This is a genomic window from Myxococcus dinghuensis (genome assembly GCF_024198235.1).
GTDB classification, from domain to species: domain Bacteria; phylum Myxococcota; class Myxococcia; order Myxococcales; family Myxococcaceae; genus Myxococcus; species Myxococcus dinghuensis.
The window spans coordinates 1-17,211 of sequence record NZ_JAKCFB010000064.1 but is presented as its reverse complement, the minus strand read 5'-3'; the positions used below and the strand labels follow the sequence as shown (position 1 = coordinate 17,211).

Sequence of the window (17,211 nt, the reverse complement as noted above, 5' to 3'; positions counted from 1 at the left end):
AACGAATTGACTCTACACGTATGTTCAGGGAAAGTGGACACTGAAAGCCTGTTGCCTGGGGGAGAGCCTCCCCGGAGCGAAGCCAGGCGAGCGAGGGTGCGCATGGAAGAGCTGACGGACCGCCAGCGCGAGATTCTCAGCTTCATCGTCAAGGAGACGGAGACCCGCGGTTTCCCGCCCACCATCCGGGAGATTGGGGAGCACATGGACATCCGCTCCACCAACGGGGTGAACGACCACCTCAAGGCGCTGGAGCGCAAGGGGTACCTGAACCGGGGCGAGCAGCAGAGCCGCTCACTGGTGCCCACCAAGCGCGCCCGCCTGCTGCTGGGCCTGGGCGCCCGGCGCGATGCGGGCATGGTGGAGGTGCCGCTGCTGGGCAAGGTGGCCGCGGGTGCTCCGCTGCTCGCGCAGGAGCACATGGAGGACTCGGTCAAGATCGACAGCTTCCTGCTGGGAGGCGTCAACGGCCGGGAGGTCTTCGCCCTGCGGGTCAAGGGCCAGTCGATGATCGACGACGGCATCCACGACGGGGACTACCTCTTCGTGAAGAAGACGCCGGCGGCGCAGCCGGGCGACATCGTGGTGGCCCTCATCGAGGACGAGGCCACGGTGAAGCGCTACTACCCGGAAGGCGAACGCATCCGCTTCCAGCCGGCGAACGCCACCATGCAGCCCATCTACGTGAGCCGGGCGGAGTTCCGCTCCACGATGATCCTGGGCCTCGTGGTGGGCGTGTACCGCAAGATGCAGGGCGGCCGGGCGTAGCGCCCCGCCGCGCCTCGACGCTCAAGGACACTTCTTGGGCGTCTTGTCCGCGACGATGGCGCGGGCGCACGCCGCGTCCCGCAGGGCGGTATCCTTGAGCTCGTTCGCGAGCCGGGCGGTGGCGAGCTGGAGTTCGACGTCCTTGTCCAGTTCAGGCTCCGCGCTGAGGTTGCCCAGGATGAGCAGCGCGTCCTTCTTGCGGTTCATGTCGATGAGAAGGGAGGCCAGTTCCCGCTGCGTTGACACCTCCTTGACATCCTCACATTCGAACGCAGCGACGAGTTCCTGCGCGGCGCCCTCCTGGCTCTTGAGCCCAAGCTGGATGCGAGCCAGGGCGACATGGACGACGGCGCGATCCTTCACGCGCAAGGACTCCTTGTACGCGGCGATGGCGTCGCCCGGTTTGTCCAGGCGCATGTGGATGGTTCCCACCAGCTCCCAGAGCGTCGGATCCCTGGGCGACTTGCTCGCTGCCTCCTGGTAGGTGGCGGCGGCCTCGACAAGCTTGCCTCCCTTGACGAGACCGTCCCCCAGCGCGGTCAGGATTGCCGGCGTGCGCAGCCCCTCGCGAGCAGCCTTCTCGAGCATCGTCATCGCGTCCGCCTCGCGATTCAGGACCATCAGCACGTTCACGGCCCGCATGAGGAGTTCCGACTTCGTCTCGCCCGAGGCCGCGTTCGCAGCGAGGACGAAATGCTGGATGGCCTCGTCGTGCTCCTTCTTCTTGAGATGGATGTCGCCGATCTGCTCCAGCGCGCTGTAGTCGTTGGGGTACAGCGCGACGGCCTTGCGCAAGGAGCTGATCGCCTCCTGGTTACGCCCCAGTTGGGCCTGGCTCATCCCCAGGCGGCTCCAGTTGGTGGAGCGCTTGGGGTCCAGCTTGACGGCGGTCTCGAACTCGTTGGAAGCGTCCGTGAACTTCCCCAGCGACAGGTAGACCTCGCCGCGCGCGGCGGGCAGGCGCGGGTCGTTCGGGGCGAGCTTCGCCATCGCGTCGAACGACGCGAGGGCCGCCTGGAACTGGCCCTGGAGGTACTCGGCGGTGCCCTTGATGTAGAGGCCCTCGGCGTGGTCCTTCGGCGACACGACGGGGCGGTCGTCCGTGCACGCGGCCGACGCGAGCAGGGCAATCAGGGTCAGGGCTTTCAGTCGCAGGGACATGGAGGCTCCGGTTCTCAGAAGTGGTACGCGATGCCCGCGCTCAGGTCCAGATTGAGGCCGTCGCCGAGCCTGGATTCCGCCAACCCCATCACCGCCTGGGCGACGTTCGTGCCGGCCTCCACCTGGAGGCCCACCCGACCGGCGATGAGGTACTCCAGCCCGAGGAAGCCGACGATGGTGGGCAGCGGCCCGGTGGACTGGAAGATGCCGAAGTCGCCGAAGGACAACTGCACGCCCAGGCCGAAGCCCCAGTACGGGCGCAGGGTGTTCTGCATGTTGTGGTAGTGGCGCGCGCCCACGAGGCTGGGCAGCACGTTCAGCCCGCCCTTGGCGCCTTCCGTGTTGGAGCGCACGTAGGAGAAGCCCACCTGCGCGAAGCCGAGCCACTCGGGGTGGAACCAGTACCCGACCTCCAGGTCAGCACCCGGGTTGAAGGTCGCCAGCTCGTCGACGAAGTTGTTGTTGATGCGCAGCCCCACCATGAAGCTGCCGCCCCCCGTCTCGCGCGCGCCGCCGATGAGGGGACGGGCCGCGCGGGGCGCTCCGGGGGAGAGGATCTCCGCGAGCAGCTCGTCGGCGACGACCTCCGCGGTGCGCAGCAGGGTGTCCGGCTCAGGGGCCTCCGCGCGGGGCTTCGCCACGCTCATCCCCACCACGGTGTCGACGAGGTTCGCGGACAGCAGGTACTGGTCGCCGAAGCGATCCAACCGTCCGGTGATGATGAAGCGCGCGCCCGTGAGCGCGGAGAGTTCCTGGAGACAGGTGCCGCGCTCGCATGACTCGAGTTCATGGAGCTGGGCGCGACGCGCGGCATCGAGTCCCGACTCGATGTCCCGCTGGCTGAGCACCCGAACGCGCGGAGACTCGGACAGCCACGCGGTGATGAGCGCGGTGACGCCCGCCGCGTTGTCACGGGCCGACGGATTCGAGTCGAGCGTGAGGACGGCCACGACGTACGGCTCCGCGGCCACGGATGTTGCCACCTCCTCCGCTCGCGAAGAGGCCGCGGGTGCCACGGTCGCGGACGCGCCATCCGTCTCGGCGTGATTCGACGTCACCGGGCTCTCGGGGGCAACGACCGTCCCGGGGCTCACCTCCGCGGGAGCACCCTCCGCCTCCGCTTGCGGCGAGGCCCCCAGGGCCACCCACGTCCCGGGGCGCACCGTCCGTGCGAAACCTCCCTCGGCCCCAGGTCCGCCCTGGGTCGAGGCATGCGCCACCGGGGCGACGAGGAGCAGGAGGGCGACCAGGGACGACGGGGCGAGCGGCACGGGGCGACACTCTACCCTTCCCCCGCCCCGCGCCCAGAGGGGCGACGGGCTCCAGGGCCATCCGATGGCGCCTCCCTGGCGACCAGGAGAGCAACCGCCTGCCCCGGGGCCCTCAGGACGACGGCATCGGCCCCAGGTAGTCGAGCGGGTCCACCGGCTTGCCGTCGAGACGGACCTCGAAGTGCAGGTGCGGCCCGGAAGTCTTGCCGGACTCGCCCACGGTGGCGATGACCTGCTCCCGGCGGACCTTCTGCCCGGTGCGCACGCGCAGGTCGCGGTTGTGCGCGTACAGGGTGATGAGCCGGTTCGAGTGCTCGACGATGACGATGTTGCCGTAGCCACGCTGCTCGCCCGCGTAGAGCACCGTGCCTTCCTGGGCCGTCTTCACGGGGGTCCCCGCGGGCGCGGCCAGGTCGATGCCGTCATGCGGCTCGCGGCCCTTCTTGCCGAACCGGCCGTACAACACGCCCCTCAGCGGCCAGTCGATCATCCCCTGGGTCGCGACCTTGGGACGCACCGAGCCGGGTCGCGAGGCGGGCCTGCGCGGGGGCTCCTCGCGGCGGGCGACCACCGGGACACTCCTCCGGGGCGGCGCATCCGCGGAGCGCACGGGCTCTGGATCCGCCTCGGGCGCGAGCGCGTCCGGCGCGTCCACGGGCACGTTGCGCTCCACACCCGGAATCGTCAGCTCCTGCCCCACCGCCAGCGCCCTGACGTCCTTGATGCCGTTGGCGGAGGCCAGCTCGTCCACGGTGAGGCCGTACGTCTTGGCGATGCGGTACATCGTCTCGCCCGGGGCCACGCGGTGGCGCACCGCCACCAGCTCCGGCTCGGCATGCGCCGACCTCAGCGCGAAGGGGAAGGCGCCCCCCTTGCCCGCCGGCGCCACGTCGCGCGAGGGCTCCCCACCGCCCGCAGGCACCTCACCAACGGGCGTGAAGTCATTCCCGGCCTCCAGCGAGGACTCCAGCCCGGGAGCAGAGGCCCGGGTACCCACGCAGCCGGCCAGCAGCACGGCGACGAGGAGGACCTGGAGCGCCCTACCCGCTCGGCTGGCGTCACCCGGGAGCAACGCTAGGCACCGTCCGACGCGTGACGCGCGAAGCCCGGGACCTCCCAGCCACCCAGGTCCTCGAGGCGGCTGTGGTCCGTGAGGTCCAGGTGCAGCGGCGTGACGGACACGCGCTTGCCCCGGAACACGGCGTTGCAGTCGCTGCCCGGGATGTCCTCGTGCTGATACTCGCTGCCGCCGATCCAGTAGTACTTGCGGCCGCGGGGATCTTCCTTCTCCACGACGGCGTAGCCGTACGAGTGGCGCCCCAGACGCGTGACGACGTACCCCTCCGGCTCCACGCCACCGGGGATGTTGACGTTGAGCAGCATGCGCGGCGGCAGCGGACGCGCCAGGGCGCTCTGCACCAGCGAGCGCGCGAAGCGGGCGGCCGGCGCGAAGTCGAACGTGCCCCGCGACACGAGGCTGAACGCGATGGCGGGCACCCCCAACAGGGCCCCCTCCATCGCCGCGGCCACCGTCCCCGAATAGGTGACGTCCTCCGCCAGGTTCGCTCCGTGATTGATGCCGGACACCATGATCGTGGGGCGAGCATCCTTCAGGAGATGGACGATGGCCAGATAAGCGCTGTCGGTGGGCGTCCCGTCGACGGCGAACCAGCGCTCGCGGACCTGCTTGATGCGCAGGGGGCGGTGCAGGGAGATGGCGTGGGAGGCGGCGCTTTGCTCCCGGTCCGGGGCGACCACCCAGACCTCGCCCAGCGGGCTCACCGCTTCGACCAGCGCCTGCAATCCCTCGGAGAAATAGCCGTCATCGTTGGAGACGAGGATTCGCGGTGTCGGCATGGCCGCGCGGTTCTAGAGGAGCCTCCTGGAGTGGGCAAGCGCGCTCGCGGGGGCCGCTGATACAGTGTCCACCCGCCGAATGCCCCCACCGCCCCGACGCCGCAACGCCCCCCAGGGTCCCCACCCCCTCCTCGCCCAGCGACGGCGCGGCGCGCTGCTCGGGCTCGCGGTGGGCAACGCCCTGGCCGTCCCCACCGCGCACCGTCCATTGGTGGCCAGTTCCTTCCCCCAACTGGTGGACGGAGGCTTCGGCCGGATGACGGGCGGAGGACGGCACGAGCTGCGCAAGGGCCAGGTCACGGAGGTGACGCAGCTCGCGTGCTGCATCGGGCACAGCCTGCGCGACCTCAAGCGCTACGACGCCGCGGACGCGCTGCGCCGCTATCGCGCGTGGCAGCCACACGCGGTCGAGGTCAGCGAGCCCATGAAGGAGGTGCTGGAGGAGTGCCAGTCGGGCCTGCCGCCCCTGGGCGCCGGCAAGCGCGTCTGGCTGCGCGGGCACCGACAGGCCGTGGGAGCGGGCAGCCTCGCGAGGACCGCGCCCCTGGGGGTGTACCTGTCGAGCGACGCGAACGCGCGCACCCAGGCGTCGCTGGCGGACTCCGCCCTCACCCACTTCGACCCGCGCTGCCAACTGGCGTGCGCCGCGCTCAACGCCGCCATCGCCCGCGCCGTCACCAGCGGCCCGGAGCTCAAGGCCGACGACCTCGTCACCGCCGCCGAGTCGGGCCTGCTCCTGGCCGCCGCGGCGCTCGGCCGCTCCGCCAGCGACCACGTCCACGAGGTGACCTTCGCCGCGAGCCTGCTGCGCGAGGACCTGGCCCTGGCCCGCCAGGAGGATCCCCGGCTGTATGGCCCGGAGCTCCACCTCCACCGCGCGGCGCACGCGGTGCGGGTCGCCTTCCGGCTGGCCTTCTGGGAGCTGCTGCACGCCCCCAGCGCCGAGGCGGCCCTCCTCGACGTCATCCACCGGGGCGGCGACACGGAGGTCCACGCGGCCGTGACGGGCGCGCTGCTGGGCGCCTTCCACGGCGAGGAGTCCCTGCGCGAGGACTGGCGCAAGACGGTGCTGGAGGCCTTCGCCACGGTGAAGGGGCCAAACTGGGACGTGTACCACCCCCGCCACCTGCTCACGCTCGCCAGCGACTGAGCCGGGCGGCCCCGCAGGGGAGGCGTCCCCTGGATGCAGCAAGCCCGCGGGGGTCGTCCACCAGGGACACCCACCGCGGGCTGAATGCGACACGGTGCGGCACGCAGGCCGCACGGCCCGGCTCAGGCGAGGAGGTCGATGACCACCACGCCCCGCTGGGGCTTCTCCTCTTCCGTCTCCGTCCGACGGCGCGGCCGGTCGTCCGGCATGGGCAGTGGCAACTCCGCCACGGGGCGCTCCCGCTCCTCCCGGCGGCGCTCACGGCGCTTGATTTCCTCGATGATGAAGGCGTCGAGCATGGGTCTTCCGTCTCCCCTCAGCCTACGTACCCCGATGTACGCCCGCCGTCCCGCCCGTACTGCACTTCCACTTCCCATAGATGCAAAATAAGAACCCCGGTTCCGCACTGGGTACGTTGCTGCCATCTCGCACGGTTGCTCGTCCGCCATCCGACATCCAGGCCAGGGGAACCGTGGCATAGATGTCAGGGACGCCCGAATGTTCCGGTCGGGATGGTGTTGATTCTAATGCCCTCGCGACGGCCCGCAAGCGCTCCAACTCGTGGGCGGACCTCGACCCTCCGGGGCGCAAGGGCACCCCACGGCGCGATCAACTCGCTCGCCTGCTCCAGACCCCCTCCGGGGAGGCGGGAGACCCAGGGTCGGAAAGCCCCCTGGGCCGGGTGACTCAGGCCGCTTCCGCCCGACGCTTGAAGGCGTCCAGCATCTTCGGCAGCGACGTATCCACCAGGGCGTTGACGATGGCCTTGGGGACCAGGGCGCCCAGGGCCATCTCCACGTTGTACGTGGCGCGCGTCTTCCCCTCGCCCTCGGGCTCCAGGAGCCAGCTCCCCTTGTTGTCCTTCATGACCTCGCCCTCGACGTAGGTCCAGGCCAGCTTGCGCGGGCGCTCCTGCACCGCGCGGATGGTGTACCGGATGGTCTTCACCACATCGACCTTGTAGTGGACGTCGACCGTGTCCCCCTTGCGGTTGGAGGTGCGGATCTCCTTCACCTCGGGGAGGAACTCCGGGTAGCGCTCGAAGTTGCTGATGACGTCGAAGACCTTCTCGACGGGGGCGTTGATGACGATGGTCCGCGTGGCGCCAGGCATGGGTGGACTCTCTCCGGGAGCTGCGAGGGTGACGACGACCTAGAAAGCGTACCCCGGCTTCTTGTCGAACTTGTGCAGGGACTGGATGAAGCGCACGGTGCCCGTCTTGCTGCGCATCACGACGGAGTGCGTCTCGCAGCCACCGCCGAAGAAGCGCACGCCCTTGAGGAAGTCGCCGCTGGTGACGCCCGTGGCCGCGAACATCACCTCGCCCTTCGCCAGCTCCTCGGCGGCGTAGATCTTCGTCATGTCGGTGATGCCCATCTTCTTCGCGCGCTCGATCTCCTCCGTGTTGCGGGGGACGAGCCGGCCCTGCATGTCGCCGCCGGTGGCGCGGATGGCCGCCGCCGCGATGACGCCCTCGGGCGCGCCGCCGGTGCCCATGAGCACGTCGACGCCCGTGCCCTCGAAACAGGTGGCGAAGGCGCCCGCCACGTCACCGTCCTCGATGAGGCGGATGCGCGCGCCCGCGGCGCGGACCTCCTTGATGAGGTCCTGGTGCCGCTCGCGGTCGAGGATGACCACCGTGAGGTCCTCGACGTAGACCTTCATCTTCTCCGCGATGGAGCGCAGGTTCTCCGTGGCGGACTTGCGCAGGTCGATGGCGCCGCGCGCGCGCGGGCCCACCGCCAGCTTCTCCATGTACGTGTCCGGCGCGTTGAGCAGCCCGCCCTTGGGGGCCATGGCCACCACGGAGATGGAGCCGGGACGGCCGTACGCGCACAGGTTGGTGCCCTCGAGCGGGTCCAGGGCGATGTCCACCTCCGGGTCCCCGTCACCGCGACGGCCCACCTTCTCGCCGATGTAGAGCATGGGCGCCTCGTCGCGCTCACCCTCGCCGATGACGACGGTGCCCTGGATCTGCAGGGCGTCGAACGCGCGCCGCATGGCGTCCACGGCGGCCTGGTCCGACTCGTTCTTGTTGCCGCGGCCCATCAGTCGCGCGGAGGCGATGGCCGCCATCTCGGTGACGCGCACGACCTCCATTGCAAGGTTGCGATCCATCTTCAGTGCTCCTTCAAGGTTCAGCGTTCGGATGTTCCAGCAGCCGGACCACGGACTCCGGCAACCGCGTGGGCTTGCCGTCGCGCCCCACGCACGCGTGCAGGGTACGGCCGGTGCACAGCAACGTGCGCGACTCCCCCTCGCGGAAAAGCTCGTAGGTGAACACGATGGAGGCCCGGCGCAACTCGCCCACCGACACCTGGATGACGAGTTGATCGTCGTACCGGGCGGGCGACTTGTACTGGCAGCTCGCCTCCGCCACCGGCAGCATCAACCCGGTGCGCTCGAGCTCCCGGTAGCTGCCGCCGCGCGCACGGAAGTATTCGCTCCGGGCGAACTCGAAGTAGCGGAAGTAGTTCGCGTAGTAGACGACACCCATCTGATCCGTGTCGCCGTAGATGACGCGAAGGCGGGCCTCGACCATGAGGGCGCGCACCGTAGCAGGCGCCAGCGCCGGACGTCCAAGTGACGGTGGCGCTTGTTTGTTGCGCCCGCCGGGCAGGCCAGGGCAGCTTCTCGGACGTATGACTCGCGCCCTCGTCCTGGTGGTCCTCCTCGCCACCCTCCCCGCCGCCGCCCGCCCTCCGCGCCTCACGGTGTTCATCACCGTGGATTCGATGGGCAGCGACGTCCTCCTGCGCGCCCGTCCCCGGCTCAAGGGGGGCCTGGGTCAGCTTCTCGACACCGGCGCCTACTTCCCGTACGCGCGCTACGGGTACGCGAAGTGCCGCACCGCTCCGGGACACACCACGCTCTCGACCGGCGCGAATCCGTGGCGTCACGGGGTCGTGGACAACCGGTGGGTGGACCGCGCCACCGGCAAGTTCCTGTCCTCGTTCCACGACGCCGCGCATCCGGTGCTGGAGGCGACGCTCAAGCCGGGTCAGGACGCCAGCCCCGCCAACCTGATGGCGGAGACGCTGGCGGACCGCCTGCGCGTGGCCACGCAGGAGCGAGGCAAGGCCGTGGCCCTCTCCCTCAAGTCACGCTCGGCCATCGCCCTGGGCGGACGGCTGGGGCAGGCGTGGTGGTTCGACGACACCCTGGGGAAGTTCGTCACGGGCACCTGGTACACCAAGGAGTTCCCCGCGTGGCTCAAGGCCCTCAACGAGCGCAAGCTGCCGGATTCGGCGTTCGGCAAGAAGTGGGAGCTGCTGCGTCCGCGCGCCGAGTACGTGGGCGAGGATGACCTGCCCTACGAGGCCGACTCGTACGGGCTCGGTCGGGTGTTCCCGCACCCGCTGGACGGCGGCCTGACGGCGCCGGGCCCGGAGTTCTACAAGGCGTTCGGCGTGTCGCCGTATGCGAACGACCTCCTCGTGGAGGCGGCGAAGGCGGCCATCGCGGGCGAGGGCCTGGGCAAGGACGACATCCCGGACCTGCTCGCGGTGAGCTTCAGCGGACCGGACAACGTGTTCCACGAGTACGGCCCGTATTCGTGGGAGATGCAGGACGCGCTGCTGCAGTTGGACAAGTCGCTGGCGGCCCTCATCTCCGCGGCCGAGCGCGCCGCGGGAGGCCGGGCGAACCTGGTCATCGCCCTGGCCGCGGACCATGGCGGCGCGGCGGCGCCCGAGCAGTGGGCCACGGAGGGCCTGCCGGCCTTGCGGCTGAGTCCGGTGACGATGAACCAGGAGTTGAAGCAGGCGGTCCAGGAGCGCTTCGGCCCCGACGTCACGGCGATCATCGAGGAGCTGGACGTGTACCTGGGCGGCAAGGCGCTGGAGTCGGGCAAGGTGGAGAAGGCGCAGGTGCAGCGCTTCGTCGTGGAGTGGCTGTCGAAGCACCCCTCCGTGCTGACGGCGGTGACGCGGGAGGAGCTGTTCACCGTGCCGGACCCCGCGGGGTATCTCGCGACGGTGCGCAAGGGGTACTTCCCCGAGCGCAGCGGCGACGTGCTGTACATGCTCCGGCCGTTCCACGTCCTCTACTACGACAGCGCCGGCTCCACGCACGGCACGCCCTACTCCTACGACGCCCAGGTCCCCGTGGTGTTCGCGGGCAAGGGCGTGAAGCCGGGCATGTACAGGACGGAGATCGACCCGATCGACGTGGCACCCACGCTGGCCGCGATGATGGAGGTGGGCATGCCCGCGTCCGCCGAGGGGACACCCCGCGCCGAGGTCTTCAACGGCAAGTAGCCACACCGCCGTCCGGCTACCGCGTCACCGAAGCGACTGGAGGAACCCGTCGATCTGCTGACAGGTCCACGCGGGTGCATCGAGCTGCACCCAGTGGCCCGTGGGGACATCCACTCGAAGGGCGGTCAGCTCCGCCACTTCGTTCTGGTACGCGTCGGGCCCCTGGTTGAACGCCGTCACGAGGGACAGCTTCGGCCCCGGGTAGCGCCGCAGCGCCGCGACGGGGTCGAACGTCAGGAGCGCCCCCAGGGTGCCCCGCACCGCCGCCTGCGCCGTTCCACGCAGGCCGGCGAGGACCTGCTCACGCACCTGGGGCTGGGAGGCCGCGAGCATCGGCGCCCAGTGCTGCTCGACGACGGGGAGCCAGGCCTCCGACCCCGGCACGGCCATCAGGCCCTGCGCCTGCTCGGCGGGAATCGTCCGCCCGTCCGAGGCCGGGTCGACCAGCAGCAGCCCGGCGACACGAGACGGGTGCGCGCCCGCGTAGGCCGCGCAGACCGCCCCACCGAGGCTGTGCCCGACGAGGACGAAGCGCTCCAGCCCCACTCCATCCACCACCGCCGCCACGTCCGAGGCGAGGTCGTCGATGGACCAGGCCTCGCGTGCGGGAGTCGCAGACCGGCCGTGGCCACGCAGGTCCAACGCGAGCGCCCGGCGGTGCTTGCGCAGGTGCGCGAGCTGCGCGGCCCAGTGCGCGGTGCTGCCCGCGCAGGCATGGACGAACACCACCGGAATACCGCCGTGCCCCCCGTCATCCACGTACAGCTCACCCTCGGGCCCCTTCATGACGACCTCCTCCCATGAGAATGGGCACGCGTCCGCCGCGCGCCACGTCCTCTTGAGTACGGCCCATCCCTGACAGAAACTGTCAGCAATGGCGCGAGTCACGCGGGTCATGCGGCTGCTGGACGTCCTTCGCGGACAGGAGGCCACCACGGTCGCGGAGCTGGCGGCGACGCTCGGGGTGAGCGAGCGCACCATCCACCGGGACCTGGCCACGCTGCGTGAGCAGGGGACGCCCATCTCCAGCGATCCGGGCCCGGGAGGGGGTGTCCGGCTGGAGAGGGACCGTGGCGTGACGGCGGTCCACCTCGCCATCGAGGAGGTCGTGGCCCTGTGGCTCGCCGCCAACCTGTCCTCGTCGGGCACCGCGCTGCCATGGGGGCGCGCGGCGCGCTCGGGGTTGGACAAGCTGTTCGCCAGCGTGCCGCGTGAGCGGGCGCGGGCCATGCGGGCGCTCTGTGAGCGGGTGGTGGTGGGCAGGCCCGCGAGCGCCCGGGTGCTCACGGAGCTGGGCACGCCGCCGGGCGAGTTGCTCGCGTTGTTCGAGGAGGCCTTCCGCGAGCAGGTCTGCCTCGCGTTCGACTACCAGGACCGGCACGGCAAACCGAGCCGTCGCTTGGTGGAGCCCCACGGACTGCTCGTCGAGGCACCGGTCTGGTACGTGCTCGCGCTGGACGTGGAGAAGGACGCCGCGCGCATGTTCCGCATGGACCGCATCCGACGCCCGAGGCTCGTGCCCGGGCGCCGGTTCATCCCCGACATGGAGGGATTGAAGGCCCGGGCGCTCGCGCAGCGGAGCGAGCCCCCGGGAGGTTGAGGCGCGTCAGCCCTGGGTGGCGGGCGTGGCGCGCGCGCGCCGGGGCTTCTTCGTCCCGGTGATCTCCAGCGACAGGTCCATGGCCCGCGCGGAGTGGGTCAGCGCGCCCATCGACACGTAGTCGACGCCCATCTTCGCCAGGCGCGGCAGCCGGTCCAGGGTGACGCCGCCGGAGACCTCCAGCGGGACACGCCCCCCCGTCAGCTTCACGGCCTCGCGAATCTGCGCGTCGTCCATGTTGTCGAGCATCACCACGTCGGCGCCGTGCTCGAGCGCCTCCGCGAGCTGCTTGAGGTTGGTGACCTCGATCTCGATCTTGCACAGCCGCGGGCCATGGGCCTTGGCGCGACGGAGCGCCTCGGAGATGGAGCCCCCCACGGCCGCGATGTGGTTGTCCTTGATGAGGACGCCGTCGAAGAGGCCGAAGCGGTGGTTGGTCGCGCCGCCCATCCGCACGGCGTCCTTGGCCACCACGCGCATGCCCGGCGGCGTCTTGCGCGTGTCGAGCACCTGCATCTTCGAGCCGCGCACCGACGTCATCGCCTGCTGGGCCAGCGTGGCGATGCCGGCGGCGCGCTGCACGAGGTTGAGCGCGGTGCGCTCGGCGGCGAGCAGGGAGCGAAGCCGACCGTGGCAGCGGGCCGCCACGGCCTTGGGCTTGATCTCCTGTCCGTCCTGCTTGACGAGCTCCACCTCCACGTCCGGGTCCACCTTGTGGAAGACCCGGATGAAGGCGTCGAGGCCCGCGAGCACCAACTGCTCCTTGGCGACCAGCTCAGCGCTGCCCTCCGCGTCAGGCGGGATGAGCGCCTGCGAGGTGACATCGCCCGCCGCCCCCAGGTCTTCGTCGAGGGCGAGGTCGATGAGCCGATCGAGGTAATCCTGCTGCACGTCTCCTCCTGCTACCGCCGGGCCTTCGCCCGCGCCGAGGGCTTCGCCCGGGTGACCTTCTTGGCCGCCGCCTTCCCAGCGGAAGCCTTCTTCGCGGCGGGAGCCTTCGCCCCGCCCTTCTTCGCAGCAACCTTCTTCGCGGCGGACTTCGCCCCGGCCTTGCCACCCTTCTTGGCGGCCTTCGCCGGAGCGGCCTTGGCGGCCTTCTTCGCGGCCTTCGCCGGCGCAGCCTTGCCGCCCTTCTTGGTGGAAGGCTTCGCCGGAGCGGCCTTGCCAGCCTTCTTCGCGGCCTTCACCGGCGCCGCCTTGCCGCCCTTCTTCGCGGCGGCCTTGACGGGAGCAGCCTTCGCGGAGGCCTTCTTCGCGGCCTTCGCCGGAGCAGCCTTCGCGGGAGCAGCCGTGGCCTCGGCCTTCGCGGACTTCGCCGGGGCGGCCTTCTTCGACGGAGCAGGCTTCGCGGCGGGAGCCTCGTCCTCGGAGGCCGGAGCCACGGGAGCGGCCTCGCTCACGGGGGCCTCGGCCTTCTTGGTGGCGGGCTTCTTCGCCTTCACCTTCGCGGGACGCTCGGCCGACTCGGTGGCCTTCGCCGGAGCCTCGCGGCCGTCACCGCCCTCCTTGGCCTTGTCGAACTCGCGCATCGCATCGTCCACGAGCCCCATGCTCATGTACGCGACGCCCAGGTCGTGGTGGTCCGTGGGGGACAGGCCTTCCTTCGTCCCCTCGCGCAGCTTCGCGAGGGCGGCCTGGACCTGCGGGTCGGCCTCGGGCACGCGGCCCTCGTCACCCAGCTCTCCCTTCAGTTCCTGGCCCAGGTCAACGCCGCCCTTCTCCTCCTTCGTCGGGGCGACCTTCACCTGGGCGGGTTCGGAGGGGGACGCGAGGTCCTCCACCACGGCGGGCGTGCTGCTCTCGGACGGCGTGTTCTCGGGCATGGGAGGCTCCGGGGCGATCCGCTGCAGGTGATCTTCGAGCTTGGCCTTGCGCTCCTTCAACTCCACCACGCGGGCGCGGTCCTTCTCCACCACATCCGGCGGGGCCTTGGCCACGAAGTTGGGGTTCTCCAGCTTGCGCAGGACGCTGGTCGCTTCCTGCTCCGCGCGCGCGATCTCCTTGCGCAGGCGGTCGCGCTCGGCGTCCAGGTCGATGAGGCCGGCGAGCGGGACGAAGATCTCCAGGTTCGTCGCCACGAAGGCGGCGGCCTGGGGAGGCTTCGGGCCCGGCGGTCCGACGTGCACCTCGGACAGGCCCGCCAGCGGCATCAGGTAGCCACGCCAACGCTCGAGCAGGTCGCGCGTCCGGGCGTCCGGGCTCTGCACCACGGCCTTCACCTTGGTGGCGGGCGGCAGGTTGCTCTCGCCGCGGATGGTGCGCAGGCCCTCGATGGCGGCGATGACCGGCGCCATCTCCGCCTCGGCCGCCTCGTCCACGAGCGCCGCGTCCGACTCCGGGTACGCGGCGATCATGATGCTGTCCGTCGGCCGGGACATCGGCAGCTTCTGCCAGATCTCCTCGGTGATGAACGGCATGAACGGGTGCATCAGCCGCAGCACGCGGTCCAGGCTGTAGATGAGCACCGCGCGGGTGGTGTCCTTCGCCGCCGCGTCCTCACCGTAGAGCGAGCCCTTGGCCAGCTCGATGTACCAGTCGCAGAACTCCGCCCACAGGAACTGGTACAGCGTGGAGGCCGCCTCGGCGAAGCCGTACGTCTCCAGTGAAGCGCGAGCCTCCGTCGTGGCGCGCTGCAGCCGGGAGAGGATCCACCGGTCCGCCAGCGTCAACGAGCGCTCCTTCAGCGGGCCCCCGTCGTACTGGAACTCGCCCATGTTCATCAGGGCGAAGCGGCTGGCGTTCCACAGCTTGTTGCAGAACGCCTTGTAGCCGGCGAGCCGGTCCATCGACAGCTTGATGTCGCGGCCCTGCTGGGTGAGCGAGGCGAGCGTGAAGCGCAGCGCGTCCGCGCCGAACGCCGGCATGCCCTGCGGGAACTTGTTCTTCAGCGCCGGGGCGAGCGCCTCCGACTTCGCGCCGAGGATGACGTCCAGGGGGTCGATGACGTTCCCCTTCGTCTTGGACATCTTCTCGCCCTTCTCGTCGCGCACCATCGCGTGCAGGTACACGGTGCGGAAGGGCACATCCCCCATGAAGTGCAGGCCCATCATCATCATCCGGGCCACCCAGAAGAAGATGATGTCGTGGCCCGTCTCCATGACGGACGTCGGGTAGAAGGTCTTCAGCTCCGGGGTGGCGTTCGGCCAGCCCAGCGTGGAGAACGGCCACAGCGCGGACGAGAACCAGGTGTCCAGCACGTCCGGGTCCTGGATGAAGCTCGCGCCACCGCACTTGGGGCAGGACTCCGGCGCCTGACGCGCCACGATGGGCTCCGCGCGGGAGAAGTCCACGCCGCCCACCTTCACCGTCGGGGCATCCAGCGGCAGGTCCGTGTCGTCCCCGAGCCGGGGGCTGCACGACGTGCAGTAGTACGCGGGAATCTGGTGGCCCCACCACAACTGGCGGCTGACGCACCAGTCGTGGATGTTGCGCATCCAGTGGAAGAACGTGTTCGTCCAGGCCTCGGGGACGAACTTCGTGCGGCCCTGCTCCACCGCCTCGATGGCCGGACGCGCCAGCGGCTCGATCTTGATGAACCACTGCGGCGACAGCCGGGGCTCCACCACCGTGGCGCTGCGCTGACAGGTGCCCACCGACAGCTTGTGCGGCTCTTCCTTCTCCAGCAGCCCCTGCTCCTGCAGGTCCGCCAGCACCGCCTTGCGCGCCTCGAAGCGGTCCATGCCGGCGTACTTGCCGGTGTCCTTCGTCATCCGGGCCGCTTCGTCCAGGATGGACATCATGGGCAGCTTGTGGCGCAGGCCCGTCTGGTAGTCGTTGAAGTCGTGCGCGGGCGTGACCTTCACCACGCCGGTGCCGAACTTCGGATCCACCAGCTCGCCGTCCGCGATGATGGGAATCTCACGCCCCGACAGCGGCAGCACCACGTGCTTGCCGATGAGGTCCTTGTACCGCTCGTCCTCCGGGTGCACCGCCACGGCCGTGTCGCCCAGCATCGTCTCCGGGCGCGTGGTGGCCACGGTGAGCGTGCGGTCCGAGTCCTTCACCGGGTAGCGGATGTGCCAGATGGAGCCGTTCTTCTCCTCGTGCTCGACCTCCAGGTCGCTGAGCGCCGTGCGGCACGAGGGGCACCAGTTGATGAGCTTCTGGGCCCGGTACATCAGGCCCTCTTCGTACAGCCGGACGAAGACCTCGCGCACCGCCGCGGACGACTGCTCGTCCATGGTGAAGCGCTCGCGGCTCCAGTCCAGCGACGCGCCCAGGTAGCGGTGCTGCTCGCCGATGCGCGCGCCGTACTTGCCCTTCCACTCCCAGACGCGCTGGAGGAACGTGTCCCGGCCCAGGTCGTGGCGGCTCTTGCCCTCCGACTTCTTCAGCTCCTTCTCCACCACCATCTGCGTGGCGATGCCGGCGTGGTCCGTGCCAGGGAGCCACAGCGCGTTGAAGCCGCTCATCCGCTTCCAGCGCGTGAGGATGTCCTGGATGGTCGCCGTGAGGGCATGGCCGATGTGCAGGCTGCCCGTCACGTTGGGCGGCGGCAGGACGATGGAGAAGGCGGGCTTGTCGGACGTCGCCTCGGCGCGGAAGTAGCCCTTCTCCAGCCAGAATGCGTATCGACGGGCCTCGACCTCGGTGGGTTCGTAGGCCTTGGACAGTTCAGTAGTGTCGCTCATTGAAGACGCCCGCCCCCCTCGACGGGGGGCAGCAGAAGGTCAGGAGGTTACGGCGAAGGTCTCGCCTCAGTGCTGCGTCTCTCGGTCCTTGATGAGCCGCTCGAGCTCCTCGCGGATGATCGTCTCCGCGAGCTGCGGTACGACCTCCCAGGCGATCTTCTCGATGACCTCGCGCGACGCCTTGGACAGGGCCTCGCGGAGCAGCGCCTCACCACCATCCGACGCGGCCGGAGCCGCGCGCGGCGTGGGGACCGGAGCGGCCGGAGCCGGCCCGCCGATGTCGATGGAGATCTCCTCCGCGCCGCTCGTGTCGGGCAGCGAGTCCTCGATGCTGATCGCCGGCTGGGCGGCCACCGGCTGGGGCGCGCCCAGGCCGAACGGATCCCTCGCGCGGGCGGCCGGCTGCGGAGGCGCCGCGGGAACAGGCGGCAGCGGCGTGGCGCCCGGAGGACGCGGCAGGCCGCCCGGCACGCCCGGAGCCCCCGGACGCGCGGCGAGTCCCGGAGCCCCCGGC

Annotated in this window: 15 protein-coding genes and 1 pseudogene; 4 read left to right on the top strand and 12 right to left on the bottom strand. The window is 70.4% G+C overall.

Annotation, left to right across the window (positions count from 1 at the left end):
- Positions 1 to 102 precede the first annotated feature (102 nt).
- Positions 103 to 768, top strand: coding sequence for a transcriptional repressor LexA (gene lexA / locus LZ198_RS40430; protein WP_234071823.1), 666 nt, complete (start codon positions 103 to 105; stop codon positions 766 to 768).
- A 21-nt stretch (positions 769 to 789) separates the two neighbouring features.
- On the opposite strand, the gene LZ198_RS40425 is transcribed toward lexA, so the two are convergent.
- From LZ198_RS40425 to surE, 4 genes are all read right to left on the bottom strand, one after another.
- A complete protein-coding gene (locus tag LZ198_RS40425; RefSeq protein WP_253977518.1) occupies positions 790 to 1,929 on the bottom strand; it encodes a tetratricopeptide repeat protein in 1,140 nt (379 codons plus the stop codon).
- 14 nt (positions 1,930 to 1,943) lie between these two features.
- Positions 1,944 to 3,200, bottom strand: a complete 1,257-nt coding sequence (locus tag LZ198_RS40420; RefSeq protein ID WP_253977517.1) for a hypothetical protein — start codon at positions 3,198 to 3,200, stop codon at positions 1,944 to 1,946.
- Between the two features lie 112 nt (positions 3,201 to 3,312).
- Positions 3,313 to 4,089 (bottom strand): peptidoglycan DD-metalloendopeptidase family protein, encoded by a 777-nt coding sequence (locus LZ198_RS40415; protein WP_407667509.1) that lies wholly within the window; start codon positions 4,087 to 4,089, stop codon positions 3,313 to 3,315.
- Between the two features lie 185 nt (positions 4,090 to 4,274).
- The gene (gene surE, locus LZ198_RS40410) at positions 4,275 to 5,057 is read right to left on the bottom strand and encodes a 5'/3'-nucleotidase SurE (protein ID WP_253977515.1); all 783 of its coding nucleotides are present in this window, start codon (positions 5,055 to 5,057) and stop codon (positions 4,275 to 4,277) included.
- 79 nt (positions 5,058 to 5,136) lie between these two features.
- On the opposite strand from surE, the gene LZ198_RS40405 reads away from it, so the two are divergent.
- The gene (locus LZ198_RS40405) at positions 5,137 to 6,207 is read left to right on the top strand and encodes an ADP-ribosylglycohydrolase family protein (RefSeq protein ID WP_253977514.1); all 1,071 of its coding nucleotides are present in this window, start codon (positions 5,137 to 5,139) and stop codon (positions 6,205 to 6,207) included.
- 122 nt (positions 6,208 to 6,329) lie between these two features.
- On the opposite strand, the gene LZ198_RS40400 is transcribed toward LZ198_RS40405, so the two are convergent.
- The 4 genes from LZ198_RS40400 to LZ198_RS40385 all read right to left on the bottom strand — a co-directional run bounded on the left by LZ198_RS40400 (position 6,330) and on the right by LZ198_RS40385 (position 8,749).
- A complete protein-coding gene (locus LZ198_RS40400; RefSeq protein WP_234071817.1) occupies positions 6,330 to 6,506 on the bottom strand; it encodes a hypothetical protein in 177 nt (58 codons plus the stop codon).
- A 388-nt stretch (positions 6,507 to 6,894) separates the two neighbouring features.
- Positions 6,895 to 7,320: a type II toxin-antitoxin system RatA family toxin gene (locus tag LZ198_RS40395; protein WP_253977513.1), complete on the bottom strand. Its 426-nt coding sequence runs from the start codon at positions 7,318 to 7,320 to the stop codon at positions 6,895 to 6,897.
- A 39-nt stretch (positions 7,321 to 7,359) separates the two neighbouring features.
- Positions 7,360 to 8,325 (bottom strand): class II fructose-bisphosphatase, encoded by a 966-nt coding sequence (gene glpX / locus LZ198_RS40390; protein ID WP_253977512.1) that lies wholly within the window; start codon positions 8,323 to 8,325, stop codon positions 7,360 to 7,362.
- 13 nt (positions 8,326 to 8,338) lie between these two features.
- Complete coding sequence (locus LZ198_RS40385) at positions 8,339 to 8,749, bottom strand: acyl-CoA thioesterase (RefSeq protein ID WP_253977511.1); 411 nt, start codon at positions 8,747 to 8,749, stop codon at positions 8,339 to 8,341.
- 100 nt (positions 8,750 to 8,849) lie between these two features.
- Between LZ198_RS40385 and LZ198_RS40380 the strand changes: the two genes are divergently transcribed.
- A complete protein-coding gene (locus tag LZ198_RS40380) occupies positions 8,850 to 10,466 on the top strand; it encodes an alkaline phosphatase family protein (RefSeq protein ID WP_253977510.1) in 1,617 nt (538 codons plus the stop codon).
- Positions 10,467 to 10,490: 24 nt separating this feature from the next.
- On the opposite strand, the gene LZ198_RS40375 is transcribed toward LZ198_RS40380, so the two are convergent.
- Positions 10,491 to 11,252 carry an alpha/beta fold hydrolase gene (locus LZ198_RS40375; protein WP_253977509.1) on the bottom strand — a complete coding sequence of 254 codons (762 nt, stop codon included), beginning with the start codon at positions 11,250 to 11,252 and terminating at the stop codon, positions 10,491 to 10,493.
- Positions 11,253 to 11,340: 88 nt separating this feature from the next.
- Here LZ198_RS40375 and LZ198_RS40370 point away from each other — a divergent pair, with 88 nt between their 5' ends.
- On the top strand, positions 11,341 to 12,066 hold the full coding sequence (locus LZ198_RS40370) for a helix-turn-helix transcriptional regulator (RefSeq protein WP_253977508.1): 726 nt from the start codon (positions 11,341 to 11,343) through the stop codon (positions 12,064 to 12,066).
- A 6-nt stretch (positions 12,067 to 12,072) separates the two neighbouring features.
- On the opposite strand, the gene nadC is transcribed toward LZ198_RS40370, so the two are convergent.
- The 3 genes and pseudogenes from nadC to LZ198_RS40355 form a co-directional block, all read right to left on the bottom strand.
- The gene (gene nadC, locus LZ198_RS40365; protein ID WP_253977507.1) at positions 12,073 to 12,957 is read right to left on the bottom strand and encodes a carboxylating nicotinate-nucleotide diphosphorylase; all 885 of its coding nucleotides are present in this window, start codon (positions 12,955 to 12,957) and stop codon (positions 12,073 to 12,075) included.
- 11 nt (positions 12,958 to 12,968) lie between these two features.
- Positions 12,969 to 16,697 carry a valine--tRNA ligase gene (locus LZ198_RS40360; RefSeq protein ID WP_253977506.1) on the bottom strand — a complete coding sequence of 1,243 codons (3,729 nt, stop codon included), beginning with the start codon at positions 16,695 to 16,697 and terminating at the stop codon, positions 12,969 to 12,971.
- Positions 16,698 to 16,763: 66 nt separating this feature from the next.
- Positions 16,764 to 17,211: pseudogene (locus LZ198_RS40355) on the bottom strand (response regulator); the annotation flags it as partial.

What these genes read in the sequence shown, in the direction of transcription:
- lexA (WP_234071823.1), top strand. Translation starts at nt 103, where the DNA reads ATGGAAGAGCTGACGGACCGCCAGCGCGAGATTCTCAGCTTCATCGTC.
- LZ198_RS40425 (WP_253977518.1), bottom strand. Translation starts at nt 1,929, where the DNA reads ATGTCCCTGCGACTGAAAGCCCTGACCCTGATTGCCCTGCTCGCGTCG.
- surE (WP_253977515.1), bottom strand. Translation starts at nt 5,057, where the DNA reads ATGCCGACACCGCGAATCCTCGTCTCCAACGATGACGGCTATTTCTCC.
- LZ198_RS40405 (WP_253977514.1), top strand. Translation starts at nt 5,137, where the DNA reads ATGCCCCCACCGCCCCGACGCCGCAACGCCCCCCAGGGTCCCCACCCC.
- LZ198_RS40400 (WP_234071817.1), bottom strand. Translation starts at nt 6,506, where the DNA reads ATGCTCGACGCCTTCATCATCGAGGAAATCAAGCGCCGTGAGCGCCGC.
- LZ198_RS40395 (WP_253977513.1), bottom strand. Translation starts at nt 7,320, where the DNA reads ATGCCTGGCGCCACGCGGACCATCGTCATCAACGCCCCCGTCGAGAAG.
- glpX (WP_253977512.1), bottom strand. Translation starts at nt 8,325, where the DNA reads ATGGATCGCAACCTTGCAATGGAGGTCGTGCGCGTCACCGAGATGGCG.
- LZ198_RS40385 (WP_253977511.1), bottom strand. Translation starts at nt 8,749, where the DNA reads ATGGTCGAGGCCCGCCTTCGCGTCATCTACGGCGACACGGATCAGATG.
- LZ198_RS40380 (WP_253977510.1), top strand. Translation starts at nt 8,850, where the DNA reads ATGACTCGCGCCCTCGTCCTGGTGGTCCTCCTCGCCACCCTCCCCGCC.
- LZ198_RS40375 (WP_253977509.1), bottom strand. Translation starts at nt 11,252, where the DNA reads ATGAAGGGGCCCGAGGGTGAGCTGTACGTGGATGACGGGGGGCACGGC.
- LZ198_RS40370 (WP_253977508.1), top strand. Translation starts at nt 11,341, where the DNA reads ATGGCGCGAGTCACGCGGGTCATGCGGCTGCTGGACGTCCTTCGCGGA.
- LZ198_RS40360 (WP_253977506.1), bottom strand. Translation starts at nt 16,697, where the DNA reads ATGAGCGACACTACTGAACTGTCCAAGGCCTACGAACCCACCGAGGTC.